At 65.3% G+C, this 14,655-nt stretch carries 12 protein-coding genes; 8 read left to right on the top strand and 4 right to left on the bottom strand.

Annotated features, from left to right (window positions below; genetic code table 11):
* Window positions 1-13: 13 nt before the first annotated feature.
* On the bottom strand, window positions 14-1,087 hold the full coding sequence (gene gntR / locus D3877_RS25130; protein WP_199720957.1) for an HTH-type transcriptional regulator GntR: 1,074 nt from the start codon (window positions 1,085-1,087) through the stop codon (window positions 14-16).
* A gap of 327 nt (window positions 1,088-1,414) precedes the next feature.
* Here gntR and D3877_RS25140 point away from each other — a divergent pair, with 327 nt between their 5' ends.
* From D3877_RS25140 to D3877_RS25170, 7 genes are all read left to right on the top strand, one after another.
* The gene (locus tag D3877_RS25140; RefSeq protein WP_119833521.1) at window positions 1,415-1,960 is read left to right on the top strand and encodes a gluconokinase; all 546 of its coding nucleotides are present in this window, start codon (window positions 1,415-1,417) and stop codon (window positions 1,958-1,960) included.
* Window positions 1,957-2,481, top strand: coding sequence for a TRAP transporter small permease (locus tag D3877_RS25145; RefSeq protein ID WP_119833522.1), 525 nt, complete (start codon window positions 1,957-1,959; stop codon window positions 2,479-2,481). Before D3877_RS25140 ends, D3877_RS25145 begins: the two co-directional genes overlap by 4 nt.
* Window positions 2,482-2,503: 22 nt before the next feature.
* On the top strand, window positions 2,504-3,781 hold the full coding sequence (locus tag D3877_RS25150; RefSeq protein WP_119833523.1) for a TRAP transporter large permease: 1,278 nt from the start codon (window positions 2,504-2,506) through the stop codon (window positions 3,779-3,781).
* A 70-nt stretch (window positions 3,782-3,851) separates the two neighbouring features.
* Window positions 3,852-4,868 carry a TRAP transporter substrate-binding protein gene (locus D3877_RS25155; protein ID WP_119833639.1) on the top strand — a complete coding sequence of 339 codons (1,017 nt, stop codon included), beginning with the start codon at window positions 3,852-3,854 and terminating at the stop codon, window positions 4,866-4,868.
* Between the two features lie 108 nt (window positions 4,869-4,976).
* Window positions 4,977-5,753 (top strand): polysaccharide deacetylase family protein, encoded by a 777-nt coding sequence (locus D3877_RS25160; protein ID WP_119833524.1) that lies wholly within the window; start codon window positions 4,977-4,979, stop codon window positions 5,751-5,753.
* Between the two features lie 349 nt (window positions 5,754-6,102).
* On the top strand, window positions 6,103-8,031 hold the full coding sequence (gene menD / locus D3877_RS25165; protein WP_119833525.1) for a 2-succinyl-5-enolpyruvyl-6-hydroxy-3-cyclohexene-1-carboxylic-acid synthase: 1,929 nt from the start codon (window positions 6,103-6,105) through the stop codon (window positions 8,029-8,031).
* Window positions 8,032-8,162: 131 nt separating this feature from the next.
* Window positions 8,163-9,350, top strand: a complete 1,188-nt coding sequence (locus tag D3877_RS25170; protein WP_238475071.1) for an MFS transporter — start codon at window positions 8,163-8,165, stop codon at window positions 9,348-9,350.
* Window positions 9,351-9,457: 107 nt separating this feature from the next.
* On the opposite strand, the gene D3877_RS25175 is transcribed toward D3877_RS25170, so the two are convergent.
* The 3 genes from D3877_RS25175 to D3877_RS25185 form a co-directional block, all read right to left on the bottom strand.
* Window positions 9,458-11,413, bottom strand: a complete 1,956-nt coding sequence (locus tag D3877_RS25175) for a methyl-accepting chemotaxis protein (RefSeq protein WP_238475072.1) — start codon at window positions 11,411-11,413, stop codon at window positions 9,458-9,460.
* Window positions 11,414-11,637: 224 nt separating this feature from the next.
* Complete coding sequence (locus D3877_RS25180) at window positions 11,638-12,588, bottom strand: TRAP transporter substrate-binding protein (RefSeq protein WP_119833640.1); 951 nt, start codon at window positions 12,586-12,588, stop codon at window positions 11,638-11,640.
* A gap of 444 nt (window positions 12,589-13,032) precedes the next feature.
* A complete protein-coding gene (locus D3877_RS25185; RefSeq protein WP_119833528.1) occupies window positions 13,033-13,956 on the bottom strand; it encodes a LysR family transcriptional regulator in 924 nt (307 codons plus the stop codon).
* Window positions 13,957-14,192: 236 nt separating this feature from the next.
* Here D3877_RS25185 and D3877_RS25190 point away from each other — a divergent pair, with 236 nt between their 5' ends.
* On the top strand, window positions 14,193-14,654 hold the full coding sequence (locus D3877_RS25190) for a (2Fe-2S)-binding protein (protein WP_119833529.1): 462 nt from the start codon (window positions 14,193-14,195) through the stop codon (window positions 14,652-14,654).
* The last annotated feature ends 1 nt before the right edge of the window (window position 14,655 follow it).

Below are 14,655 nucleotides of genomic sequence, written 5' to 3' on the forward strand. Positions count from 1 at the left end.
CGCCCTCCCCCGCTCAGGTGCTTTCCCGCCCGACGAAACTCAGCCCCAGATCCAGGCGCCGCTGTGGCGGTTCGCGGCCTTCCATCAGATCCAGCAGCATGGCGGCGGATTCGCGCCCGATGCCATAGCGCGGGGTCGCCACCGTCGTCAGCGTCGGGGTGGTCCAGGCCGACGCGGCGAGGTCGTTGAAACCGGCGATGGCCAGTTGCTCGGGCACGCGGACGCCGCGCCGCTGGCATTGGAACAGCGCCCCTTGCGCCAAATCGTCGTTGCAGAAGAACACGGCGTCGCAGTCGGTCTGATCCTCGATCATGCGGTCGAGCATGGACGCGCCCAGGCTGATGGAGGAGGGTTCGGGAACCTGCCACACCCGCCGGGGGTCGTAGAGTCCGGCGTCGCGCAGGGCCTGCCGGTAGCCTTCCAAACGGGCCAGGGTGCGCGGGTCCAACTGCACGGCGGCGAAGCCGACGCGGCGATAGCCGCGCTCCAGCAGATGGCGGGTCATCAGCCGCCCGCCCTCAAACTGCGAACAGCCGACGCTGTAGCTGGCGGGGTCGTCCAGCAGCTCCATCATATGCACGGTCGGGCGGCCCAGCGCCGCCAGATAGGTTTGGGTGGCGGGGGTGTGGTCGTTGCCGGTCAACAGGATGCCGTCGGGCTGGAACTGAAGGTAGGTGCGCAGCAGCCGCTCCTCCTCCACCGGCGAATAATGGGACACGCCGATCAGGATCTGATAGCCGCGCGGGTGCAGCGCGTCGTGAATCCCGGCCAGCGTTTCGACGAACACCGCGTTGGTCATCGACGGAATCAACACCGCCACCGTCATCGACCGGGCGGACGCCAGCGCGCTCGCCGCCTGGTTGGGGACATAGCCCATGGCCTGGGCCACCTCCAAAATCCGCGCGCGCAGGTCGGGGGCCACCAATTCGGGCCGTTTGAAGGCGCGCGACACCGTGATGGCGCTGACCCCGGCCTTGTTCGCCACATCGGCCATGGTGGACCGCCCGGTGCGCGACGAGCGCGGCTTGCGCGTTTTTCCAGCGCTGGGGGAAACGGGGGCGAGCGGGTCCGGGTGGCGGCTGGTCACGGGATTCTGGTTCCTTTGTCCTTGGCGCGGCGGAAAGTCGCGGTTGATGATGGCGGGCGGAGTCGGCGCGGCGCAAGGCGATTGTCGCGCGTCGCGTTGGCTGGTCTTTCCCTGTCTCCGGGCAACGGTGATTTTGTTCGTTCGCAGTCCCAACAAAACACTTTACGCGGCGAAAAGTTAGCGCTAACAGTATCGCGCATCCTGGCGTCACGACAGCGGCCCCGCCGGTCTCCCGACCGGAAGCGCCGTGGCGACGCTGAAATGATAGCGCTAACATATGACTGACGCAAGGCTTTGCGTCAGCCCTGGCTTCAGGAACAGAAGGTCATGATCGGACCCCCCATCGTCGTCGTCATGGGCGTGTGCGGCTGCGGCAAATCCAGCGTGGGGCAGGGATTGGCCGACGCGCTCGGCTGCCGCTTCATCGAGGGCGACCAGCACCACCCAGAGGCCAACATCGTCAAGATGTCGGCGGGAATCCCGTTGACCGATTCCGACCGCGAAGGCTGGCTGGCCGTGATCGCGGGGTTCATCGCCGACGCCGACCGGACCGACCAACCGCTGGTCATCGCCTGTTCGGCCCTGAAACGGCGCTACCGCGACCAGTTGCGCGGCGACAGCGCGCGGGTGCTGTTCCTGCATCTGGACGGCGACAAGCCGTTGATCGCGGCGCGCATGGCGGCGCGCACGGCGCATTTCATGCCGACGGCGCTGATCGACAGCCAATTCGCCGATCTGGAGCCGCCCGGCGCGGATGAAGCGGCCTTGACCCAGTCGATTCGCCTGTCCGCCGAGACCATTGTGGCCGAAGCTTGTCGGCATCTGAACACCATCAACAGGGCGGCGAACACGACCGCCGGGGGGAACGCATGACGCGCGTGGCGGATCGGCTGGAAAAAATCACCGAATGGATGATGGCGGCGATGCTGGCCGTCATGGTCGCGCTCATCTTCGGCAATGTGGTTCTGCGCTACGCCTTCAACAGCGGCATCGTCGCGGCGGAGGAAATTTCCCGCCTGATGTTCGTCTGGCTGGTGTTTCTGGGGGCCACGCTGGCGCTGCGGCGTCAACAGCATTTGGGGCTGGAGCTGCTCCAGGCCCGCTTGCCCTTCAAGGCGCGGCGGGCCTGCGCGGTGGTCGCCCATCTGCTGATGCTCTACGCCCTGTGGCTGTTCATCGAAGGAAGCTGGATCCAGCTTTTGATCGGGCTGGAGACGCGCTCCACCGTTCTGCGCTTCCCCATGGCCTTTTACGCGGCGGCGGGCTTCTTCCCGGCCATCGCCATGACGCTGACCGTGCTGGTCAATCTGTGGCGGATCCTGTCCGGCCAGCCCGACGCCCGCATTCCCGGCGATCCCCAGGCGGCCTTCGGCGCCGCTTCGACAGACCATTGATTTTCGAGGACGGACGCACGCCATGACCTTGACGATTTTCCTGTCCTCGCTGTTCGGCTTCATGCTGCTGGGGATGCCCATCGCCTTCGCGTTGATGCTGACCGGCGTCGCGCTGATGATCCACCTGGACTTTTTCGACGCCCAGCTCGTCGCCCAGAACATGCTGAGCGGGGCCGACAATTTCCCGCTGATGGCGGTGCCCTTCTTCATTCTGGCGGGCGAGTTGATGAACGCGGGCGGCATTTCCCAGCGCATCATCAATCTGGCCGTCAGTCTGGTCGGCCACATCAAGGGCGGTTTGGGCTATGTCACCATCGGCGCGTCGGTGATGCTGGCCAGCCTGTCGGGATCGGCCATCGCCGACACCGCCGCGCTCGCCACGCTGCTGATTCCGATGATGCGCGACCATGGCTATCCGGTGCCGCGTTCGGCCGGGTTGATCGCGTCGGGCGGCATCATCGCCCCGATCATTCCGCCCAGCATGCCCTTCATCATCTTCGGCGTGACCACCAACACCTCAATCAGTTCGCTGTTCATGGCGGGCATCGTGCCGGGCCTGCTGATGGGCATCGGTCTGGTCGGCGCCTGGATGTTCGTCGTCCGCGACATGACGGTGAAGCTCCAACCCAAGGCGAGCGGGGGCGAGCGGCTGAAGGCGCTGATTGACGGCGTTTGGGCGTTGGCCTTGCCGGTCATCATCATCGGCGGTTTGCGCGGCGGCCTGTTCACCCCGACCGAAGCCGCCGTGGTCGCCGCCGTCTATTCGCTGTTCGTCGCGCTGTTCATCTACCGTCAGGTGACGCTGGCGCAAATCGTGCCGCTGCTGGTTCAGGCGGCGCGCACCACCAGCACGGTGATGTTCCTGTGCGCCGCCGCGCTGGTGTCGTCCTACATGGTGACGCTGGCCGACCTGCCGCAGCAGATGACCGAGCTTCTGCACCCGCTGATGGATCAACCCAAGCTGTTGATGCTGGCCATCGCGCTGCTGCTGCTGGCCGTCGGCACGGTGATGGATCTGACGCCGACCATTCTGGTGCTGGGGCCGGTTCTGACCCCGCTGGCGGTGGCGGCGGGCATCGACCCGACCTATTTCGGGGTGATGTTCGTGCTGATCGGCACGCTGGGCCTGATCCATCCGCCGGTCTGCACGGTGTTGAACGTGGTGTGCGGCGTCGCCCGCATCTCGCTGGAAAGCGCCACGCGCGGCATCTGGCCCTTCCTGCTCACCTACCTCGTGTTGACCGGCCTGCTGATCGCCGTGCCGGAGATCATCACCGCCCCCCTTCACATGTTCAAATGACGCTGCCGCCCAACGCCCAATGCCCAACGCTCGAAAAACCGAAAACACGAAAATTTGGGAGATCGACATTATGACGCTGTTCCGCAAACTTCTGCTCGCCACCGGCCTCGCCGCCGCCATCCTCGCCCCAGTCGCCGCCTCCGCGCAGGACGTCAAGCCGCGCATCATCCGCTTCGGCTACGGCCTGTCGGAGGCCAGCAACCAAGGCCGCGCCGTCAAATTCTTCAGCGAGGAGCTGGCCAAGCGGTCCGGCGGCAAGCTGAAGCTGAAGGGCTTCGGCGACGCCAGCCTGGGCAGCGACATCCAGATGCAAAACGCCCTGATCGGCGGCGCGCAAGAGATGATGGTCGGCTCCACCGCCACCCTGGTCGGCATCGTCAAGGATTTCGGCGTCTATGACCTGCCCTTCCTGTTCAACGACGAGAAGGAGGCCGACGCCGTGCTCGACGGCCCGTTCGGCCAGAAGCTGATCGCGTCGCTGAACGAAAAGGGTCTGGTCGGGCTGGTCTATTGGGAAAACGGCTTCCGCAACCTGACCAACAGCAAGCGCCCGGTGACGAAGATCGAGGATCTGAACGGGATCAAGCTGCGCGTCATGCAGAACCCGGTCTACATCGACATGTTCAACCGCTTTGGCGCGAACGCGGTGCCGCTGGCCTTCTCCGAACTGTTCACGGCGCTGGAAACCGGCACGGTGGACGGCCAGGAAAACCCGGTGACGACCATCCTGTCCTCGAAATTCTACGAGGTTCAGGGCTACATGACGATTTCCAAGCATGTCTACAGCCCGTGGATCGTGCTGGCCAGCAAGCGTTGGTTTGACGGCCTGTCGGCGGACGAGCGCAAGATCCTGCAAGAGGCCGCCATCGCCTCGCGTGATTTCGAGCGCAAGGACAGCCGCGAGGCGACCACCCAGAGCCTTGCCCTGCTGAAGGAAAAGGGCATGAAGATCAACGAGCTGAGCACCGCCGAGCTGGGCCGCATGCGCGAGATGGTCAAGCCCGCCTTCGACAAATACGCCGCCGACGGCGGGGCCGATCTGTTGAAGGGTCTTCAGGCGGAAATCGCCAAGGTCCGTCAGCCGTAAGACTGTAGGTCTGGCGAAAACCGACGATCTCCGGGCGAACGGCCTTGCGCCGCGCCGTTCGCCCGGACACTCTGCCCCGCGCATCTGTTGATCGGGGTTTTCACGTCCATGCCCGCCGCCACGCCCACCCGCCGGGCCGTCCTGTTCGGCGCGACCGCCGCCGCCCTGTCGCCCTGGTCGGCGCTCCACGCCGCCGCCCCGCCGGTCGGCAAGACGCGCAGTTTCGCCGCGACCCACGGCGCCGCTCCCTTCGTCACCGAGCATCTGATTCCCGGCGACGCCCTGGATCTGTCGCGCGTCAACCCGTCCGCCGCCTCCGCGCGCGTGATCGCGCTGACCATCGACGACGGCCCCGATCCCAACGACCCGATCATCCTCGACATCCTCAAACAGCACGGGGCGCGGGCGACCTTTTTCTTCATCGGGCAGAAGATCGCCGAACACGCCAAGGCCGCCGCAGCGGTCGCCGCGTCCGGCAACGAAATCGGCAGCCACAGCCAGACCCACCCAATGATGAGCGACCTGTCGGCGGCGGAGCAGGACCGCAACCTGTCGACCGCCAACCAGGCCCTAAGCGCCATCGGCGTTCACCCGACCTGGTTCCGCCCGCCCTTCGGCGATTTCGACGCCACCACCCTCAGTTTGGCCCGCGCCCAAGGCTTGCAATCCGTGCTGTGGACCATTGACAGCCAGGATTGGAAGGGAACCGACGCCGCGACCATCGCCAACCGCGTCACCGCCCGTCTGGCCCCGGGCGCGGTGATCTTGATGCACAGCACCAAGGCGGCCTCGGTCAAGGCACTGCCGACCATTCTGGACGCCGGGCGCCGCCGTGGTTTTCGCTTCGTCACCCTGACGGACTGGCGCAAGGCGATGGCCGGTTGAAGCGCCGCGCCCAAAATGTGAAACAGCGCGGCGCTTGGCCGTGATGAACCGGCGCGCCCCTCAATGCGCATGAAACTAAAAGATGCTGCTCGGCCATGAATTTCCACAAGACGTGGGAAAATGGCGGAGCCTTGGCAGGTCAGGGCCAAGCAATCGCCGCATTTTTCAACATACATCCGTATTTTATACAATTTATTCCGGCAGCATCCTGCAATATGAACCAGGAAAATAGTGGGAATCGCGACACAAATTCATCAAATACGTTGGGGTATTGTCATTTTTTCTCCTAATGGTGTAAAAACCAAACGTCTGCGCTGTGGTGGCGGCAGTCGCAAAGGAGATTCATCGCATGAGTGCAACAGGCAGTCTCGACAGCGTCATCGAACAACCGGCAGCCGCGCCAACCGCCGCGAGCACGCCCGACAGCCGCCCGGCGGAAAAGGACAACACCACCTTTCGCGGCATTGTCCAGGGCGACGCCGAGTTGAATTTCGAATGGTCGGCCTTTCTGATCGATTCCCTGGTGGCGGCGGGCGTGACGCACGTCGTGATGTGTCCGGGCGCGCAGATGGCCCCGCTGGCGCTGGCCTGCCGGGCCAACCCGGCCTTGAAAATCACCGTGGTGATCGACGAGCGGGCGGCGGGTTTCTTCGCGCTGGGCCTGTCCCGCGTCACCCGGCGCCCGACCATCCTGATTTGCACCTCGGGTTCGGCGGTGGGCGAGTTCTTCCCGGCGGTGATGGAATCGTCCACCGGGATGATCCCCCTGATCCTCATCACCGCCGACCGCGCGCCGGAAAATCAGGATCGTTGCTCCGCCCAGGCGATTGACCAGATCCGCGCCTATGGCGCGCACGCCCGCTCCTCGCACAGCCTGCCCCTGCCGGACGCCAGCATCGACACGCTGTCGGCGCTCGCCTCGCGCATTTATGAACAGAGCCTGTGGCCGATGCCCGGCCCGGTGCACGTCAACCAGCCCTTCCGCGACCCGCTGGTTCCCAAAAACCGCGTCAAGCGCGCCGTCCCCAAGCCGCCGACCATCACCGAGCCGGTGATTCAACTGCGCCAGGAAGACATCGACCGGATGGCGGAAACGCTGTCGGGCCGTCGCGGCGTGATCGTCTGCGGCGCGACGGAGAACGCCGAGGAGCCGGGCTTCCCCGCCGCCGTGTACGAGTTGGCCCGCCAACTGGCCGCCCCCATCATCGCCGATCCCTTCAGCAATTTGCGGTTTGGCGCTCCGGCGGAGTCGGGCGTGATCGCGCGGGCCGACACCTTCCTGCGCGCCGCGCGCTTCACCGCCACCCACCAGCCCGAATGGATCTTGAATTTCGGCGGCCCGGCGATGTCCAAGCCGGTGTTGACCTACATGCAGGAATCCACCGCGTCGGATTACATCGTCGTCGATCCGACGACGCGCTGGTCCGATCCGCTGCTGCGGGCGACCCACATCGTGCGCTCCAGCCCGGAAACCCTGTGCCGGGCGCTGACCGAGTCGGGTTCTCTGAAGCCCGCGCCGGACGTGTGGCGCCAGTCCTTCATCGCCTGCGACGGCTTCATCGACACCCTGTCGCGCAGCGCCTTCGACACCTCGCTGTGGGAGGCGCCGATTGTCCGGCGGCTCATCAAGGCCGCGCCCGACGGGGCGGTGGTCTTCTCCGGCAACTCGATGAGCGTGCGCGATTTCGACAGCTTTTCGGGCAACACGGACACGCGGCTGCGGCTGCTGGCCAATCGCGGCACCAACGGCATCGACGGATCCATCGGCACCCTGATCGGCATCGCCGCCGCCCAGCGCCACACCAAGACCGTCTGCATGATCGGCGACATGGCCTTTTCCCACGACGTCGGCAGCCTGCAATTGGCGGGCGACCTCGACATCGTTCTGGTCGTGCTGAACAACGGCGGCGGCGGCATTTTTGAGTATCTGCCGACCGCCAACGTGCCGGAGTATCAGGATTTCCTGTCGCCGCCGACGCTCAGCATCGGCGCGGCGGGCAAGGCTTGCGGCTGGCAGCATTGGGAAATCCATGATCTGGACGGGTTGAACGCCGCCTTGGACGCGGCGATGGCCGCCAAGGGGCCGTGCCTGATCGAGGCGGTGATCGACCGCAAGGCCAGCGTCCGCCAGCACAAGCTGTTCTGGTCGGCGGTGAACGGCATCAACGCCACCATCCGCCTGCGCGGGCCGGAGGGCATGATCGCCACCTTCGGCCAAGTCCAACCAGCCTCGCAGGACGCCGCCGACGACAGCCTGAACTTCGACCGCGACGATTGATCCGACAGCCCCCGCGCGCGGCGGGGCAGGGGGCGCGTCACCCCCCTGCCCCGCCGAACGCGGGGGCTTTCCCTTCGTCGCCCCCGTCCGCCCCTGCCCTGCCCGTTCGCGGACGATCACGGAGACTTCCCTTGCCCAATCTGGCTCAGGACACCCCGAACGCCATTCGGCTTCAGGAACGGATCGCCGTGTTCCTGCTCGGCTTTTCCGCCTTTTTGCCGCTCTACGCCCCGCAATCGGTGCTGCCGCAACTGTCCGCCGATTTCGGCACGACGCCCGCCGCCGCCGGGGCGGTGATCGGGGCGACCACGCTGGCTGTGGCCTTGGCCGCTCCGGCGGCGGGGCCGCTGACCGACCGTTTTGGCCGCAAACGGGCCATGCTGACGGCAATTTTCCTGCTGGTGCCGCTGACTTTGCTGCTGACCCTGTGCCGCGACCTGTCCCAATTGCTGGGCGTGCGCTTTTCCCAGGGGATCGCCCTGCCCGCCCTGTTCACCGGGGCGGTCGCCTACATCGCCACCCGCTGGTCCGGGCCGCAGGCCGCCGCGATGACCGGGCTGTTCGTGTCGGGATCGGCGATGGGCGGTTTCGCCGGGCGCTTCGTCGCCGGGTTGCTGGCGGAGTTCATCAGTTGGCAAAGCGGCTTCGCCGCTCTGGCCGCCCTGTCCGCCCTGTGCGCGCTGGTGGTTTTGCTCTGGCTCCCCGCCGACCAGGGGCGGCCCATCGACGGGATCGCCGCGCATGTCGCCGGGATGCGCCGCCATCTGGCCAACCCGCGCATCCGCGCGGTCTGCGCCTTTGGCTCCACCGTTCTGTTTTCGATGACGGCGACCTTGTCCTATGTCGGCTTTCATCTGGCCGACCCGCCTTTCCTGCTGACGGCGAGCGGCATCGGGTTGGTCTTTCTGGTCTACCCGATCAGCGCCTCGGCGGCGCCGTTCAACGGGCGCTTGATTCAGCGTTTTGGCGGACGCGGGGCCTTTCTGGCGGCCTTGAGCGTCTGTTTTCTCGGGCAGATGATTCTGTTGCTGCCCTTTCTGGCCGCCGTCATCGCCGGCATCGGCGTTTTCATCGCCGGGATCTTCCTGTGCCAATCGCTGGCGCTGGGCTATGTCGGGCGCGCCGCTCCGGTCAACAAGGGCGCGGCGGCGGGCCTCTATGTTTGCTTCTTTTATCTGGGCGGCAGCCTAGGCGCGGTGTTGCCGGGTCTGTCCTGGACGGCGGCGGGGTGGCCGGGCTGCGTCGCCCTGGTCTGCGTCGCCTTGGGGCTGGGCGCGCTGGCGTCGCGCTTCATGCGCGAGGCGCCCCGTCTGGCGTGATTCGGGCGGCGTGATTGGGCCTGTGTGTGATGGCCCGGCGAAACGAAAAGCCCCGCTGATGGCGTTCCATCAGCGGGGCTTTTTTGTGGGAAGGCGGCGCGGTCCGGTTACTTGATGCGGATGCGGTCGGTGAAGGAGTTCACCTCTTGCTTCAGCACCGCCGTTTGATCGGTCAGCATGCCCGAACTGCCCAGCAGGGTTTCCGCCGACGATCCGGCGTCGGTCGCCTTGTGCAGCACATGGGTGATGGTGCTGGCCACCTCCGTGGTGCCCAAGGCCGCCTGACGCAGATTCTCGGAGATTTCCTGCGTCGCTTCAAACTGGTGTTGCACCGCCGAGGAGATGCTGACGGCGATGACGTCCATCCGGTTGATGGTTTCGCCGATGCGGCGGATCGCGTCGACCGCGTTCTGGGTGGAGGATTGGATGGCGTCCACCTGGACGCTGATTTCGCCGGTGGCGACGGTCGTCTGGTTGGCCAGCGCCTTCACCTCGGTGGCGACGACGGCGAAGCCCTTGCCCGCTTCCCCGGCGCGCGCGGCCTCGATGGTGGCGTTCAGGGCCAGCAGGTTGGTCTGTTTGGCGATGTTTTCGATCAGATGGATGACGTCGCCGATGCGGCGCGCGCCTTCGGACAGAGCCGCCACCACGTCGTTGGTTTGCCGGGCCTCGCCCACCGCGTTGCGGGCGATGTCGGTCGATTCCGACGCCTGCGAGCTGATGGCGGCCACCGAGCGGGACAATTCCTCAACCGCCGCCGCCACCATCTGCACGTTGGTGCTGGCCTCTTCGGTCGCCGAGGCGCCTTGGGCGGCGAGTTGCAGCGTCTGTTCGGCCACCGCCGACACCATCCGGGCGTTGGTCTGCACGATTTCCGATTCGCGGACGACATGCTCGACCACGTCCATGACGGTGCTTTCGAAATTCATCGCCAGCCCGTTCATGGTGTCGCGCTTTTCCGCCTCGTTGCGCAGGCGGGTGTCTTCCTGTTCGCGCTGCATCCGGTCCATGTTGATGGCGTTCTCTTTGAACACCTGGACCGCGCGGGCCATGTCGCCGATTTCGTCGTGGTTGCCGGTGGCCGGAACCTCCGTGCTGGTGTCGCCGTTGGCCAGCGCCGCCATGGCGGTGGTCATGCTGCGGATCGGGCGCACGATGGACGCGGCGATCAAGCCGGCGAAGACGACGCCGCCCAACAGCGCGATCAACGGCGTGACGATGGCCTGACGACCGCTGGCGTCGATGGAGACCAGGGCGCGCTCCTGCGTCTTCTTCTGCAAATCGGAGAAGGAGGTGACGATGCTGCGCACGCCGGAAATCAACTGATCCAGGATCAGGCGGATCTTGCTCTGGGTGTCCAGCAGCTTCAGGGTGCCGCCGACGGCGGTTTCCAGCCCCTTGGAGAAGGCGGCGATTTGCGGTTCCATCGCGGTCAGGAAGCGTTGCAGACGGCGGTTGGCGGCGCTCTTCGCCTTGGTGTCGGCGACGGCCTCGCCCAGCCGGGTCAACTCGTTCTTGGCGGCGGTGGCGTCGTTCGGATCAAAGGTGGTGAAATAGCGGGCCGCCGACATGCGGGTGCCCTGCAACGCCTGTTGAAGCCGAACCGTCGCCTGCGAGACCTCCGCTTCGCCCGAGGATTGGGCGGCGTCGACAATCGCCATGGCCGTGGTGTTCAACTGCGCGCCAACCAGAAAGGTCTGCCCGACGCCTTCACGCCGTTGCACCACCGCGTTGACCACGTCGTCGAAGGCGGCGCGGTATTGGATGGCGACGGCGGCCACAGCCGCCATTTTCTGCTCATCCACCGGCGAGTTCGTCTGGGACTTCAGATTGCCCAGCGATTTTTCAAACTCCTCGACCTCCTTGCGGGCGTTGGCGAGGTCGAGTTCGGTCTGCGAGGCGATGTAGGTCAGGACCGCCCGGTCCATCCGCTCGCTCAAATCGGCCAGATGCGAGGTGGTCAGGGCGTCCTGGCCGGTGTCCATCACATGGTCCAGCTCCTCGCCGATGGAGCGGACGCTGCCGACATATTGAACGCCCAGGAACACGATCAAACAGATCATGGCCAAAAAGCCGATGAATATCCTGTGCGAAATTTTCAGGCGCGACGTCAGTCTGCTTTTTCCGCCGAGGCTATTCATGATGGTTGTCCTGTGTCTTGCGCGCTGTGCAGGAGCGTAAAATCTGAATGAGGAGGGGGAGGGTCGCTTCGTCTGGGCGTTCCCGTGCGAAAAGCGACCCTCCCCGTTTCTAAACGCAATCGGCGTCACCCGTTGGGGCGGCAGCCTTACTTGGTGTTCTTGATCGCCATGATCTGATCCATCGGATAGACCTTGGCCATCTCGGCGTAGAAGGGCGCCAGCGCCTTTTCAAAGGCGGCGCGGTCGAAATCGGTCGTCGGCGTGATGGTGATGCCCGACGCCTTCAACGCCTCCAGCCCCTTGGCGTCGCGAGCGCGCACGAACACCCGCGAGGCCTTGCCGCCCAGCTTGGCCGCGTCCTGAAGCGCCTTCTGGTCTTCGGGCGTCATGTCGCCGAAACGGTCGGCGTTGATGAGGATCACCGCCGGGGCGTAGGTGTGATAGCTGAGCGTGATCTGGCTTTGCACCTCGTTCAGCTTGGAGCCGACGATGGTGGTGATCGGGTTTTCCTGCCCTTCGGCCTGCCCGTTCTTCAACGCCGGATAGACCTGGGCGAAGGGAAGGGTGAAGGGCTTGGAGCCAAGCGCCTCAAACGCCTTCTTGTAGATCTCGCTTTCGGCGATGCGGATCTTCATGCCCGCGATGTCGGCGGGGGTCTTCACCGGGCGCAGCGAGTTGGTCAACTGGCGGAAGCCGTTTTCGCCCCAGGCCAGCCCGACGGTGCCCTGCGCCTTGAAGCTGTCCAGCAGGCTGTTGCCGATCGGACCGTCCAGCACCGAATCGACGTGGGCCTCGTCGCGGAACAGCAGCATCAGGTCGAGGATGCCCAGCGTCGGGTTGAACTGCCCCAGCGCGCCGCCCGAGGACGACATCACCATGTCGATGGTGCCGAGTTTCACGCCGTCCAGCATAGCCTTGCCGTCGCCAAGGGCGCTGGCCGGGTATTCTTCAATGCTGTAGCGACCAGCGGTCCGCTTTTGCAGCTCCTGGTCCATGACCTGGACCGCTTCGCTGAACTGCGAGCCTTTCGGGAGAACATGGCCGATCTTGAGTTTTTCCGCCGCCTCGGCGCCAACCGCAGCCAGAGCGAGACACATGGAAACCGTCGCGCCAAAAATCGCGTTCAATTGATCCCCCATTGCTAACACGCAGTAATCGAAGAGCGCAGTTGTACGTCTTTTAGCAGAAAATCTATCGCACACGCAACACAGGTTCTCCGTCGCGTGCGTTTCTGGCGTTCTAGAGCCGTTTGATGGCCTCTCGGATAATATCCGTCAGAACTGACTGTATGGCAAATTTATTGAAAAACTGCGACAACAACATTCGGCATGGTTGTTTTTCCGCCCGTCTTATGCGCACTCGCTTGTATTCGATGTCTGCAATTTTGCCGAAAGCCCTGCTTGCCCTGCGACGCGCCGCCACAGGTTCGCCACACAACCGGCATCTCTAGATTGCAAGCCACCGGGATCTCCGCACTCTCCGTTTTGACGGGCGGCAAATCCGTTACCGGCAACGCTTTTCAAGCCTCCTGCCCGCCCCGGTCACAGAGTCTTGGCCTCGTTCAGAATGCGTTGGCGCAGCCAGTTGTGGGAGGGAGAGCCGGTGTTGCGCCGGTGCCAGCCCATCGACACCTCGAAATCCTCCGACGGGAACGGCAGCGGGCTGATCGCCAGCCCAACCGTCTGCGCGCAGAATCGAGCCGTCCGCGTCGGCAAGGTGGTTATCATCGCCGTCTGCTTCAGCATCATCGGAATGGCGAGGAACTGGGTGGTGGACGCCGCCACCCGCCGCCGGGCGCCCAGCGCGTGCAGATCATCGTCGATGAAGCTGCTGAATCCGCCGCGCAAGGCCGGCATCAGGTGGGGGTAACGGGTGTAATCCTCCAGACTGATTGGCGCGGTCAGCGGAAGCAAATCCGGGTTGAACAGGCAGGCGTGGTTTTCCAGATAGAGGAACTCCCGGTCGTGCCAGCGCCGCACCTCGGGCAGATAGCCGATCACCAGATCAATGGTTCCGTCGTCCAGCCCGTTCAGCATGGCGTCGGGATCCAGGCTGCGCAACGCGATGGAAACCCGCGACTCCTCCCGCCCTTCCGTGCTGATGTCGCGCAGCAACCCGGTCAGCAGCACGGCTTGCACGGCGTCCGACGTGCAGATGGTGAAACTGCGGTCCTCCAACAGCGGGTCAAAGCTTTCCTCGACCGACAGCGCCCGCGCCGCGCCCAGCAGCAAGTCGCGCAGCGGTTCGGCCAAGCGCTGGGCGCGCGGCGTCGGCTCCATTCGCCCGCCGGTCCGCACAAACAGGGGATCGCCGACCAGCGTGCGCAAGCGGCCCAGCGCGTGGCTGACCGCCGATTGGCTGACGCCCAGCGTTTCGGCGGCGCGCGACACGCTGCGGGCCTCCAGCAGGGCGTCGAACACCTTGATGAGGTTGAGGTCGAGGGCGGGGCTATGAATGCGCTTCATGTCGATATGAACCTGCTCTGGATTGTTCATGGTGCCTGCGGCGGCGTAGTCTGTCCACCCACACACCCACCCTGATCCGCAACCGACCGTCCGCCGACACGCCCGCCGCGCCAACCCCGCGCGGCCAAGAGGGGGGGATGGCGGTTGGCGGCGAACGCTCCATCTATTTGCCCAGGCCCGAAACGGGCGGGCGGAACCGAACCGGGTTCCTCATCTGACAGAGAGGCTTTGAGAGCATGATTCGCATCACCGTCAACGGGCAGGAACGGCAGGTCGACGTCCCCGACGACATGCCCTTGCTTTGGGTATTGCGCGATGAATTGAACATGACCGGCACCAAGTTCGGCTGCGGAATCGCCCAGTGCGGGGCCTGCACCGTCCATGTCGACGGCGCGCCGACGCGGGCCTGCCAAACGCCGGTCGGCACGCTGGCGGCGGGCGCCAAAGTGACGACGATCGAGGGCGCGTCCGGCAAGGTGGCCGAGGCCGTCCGCGCGGCCTGGCAGAAGCTGGACGTCGTCCAGTGCGGCTATTGCCAGTCGGGCCAGATCATGAGCGCCATCGCGTTGGTCGCCGCCAACACCAACCCGACCGACGCCGACATCGACGCGGCGATGGACGGCAACGTCTGCCGCTGCGCCACCTATGGGCGCGTCCGCGCGGCGATCAAAGACGCCGCCCAGAGCGTGAGGGCCTGAT

Origin of the sequence: Azospirillum cavernae (genome assembly GCF_003590795.1) — a bacterium.
GTDB lineage: Bacteria > Pseudomonadota > Alphaproteobacteria > Azospirillales > Azospirillaceae > Azospirillum > Azospirillum cavernae.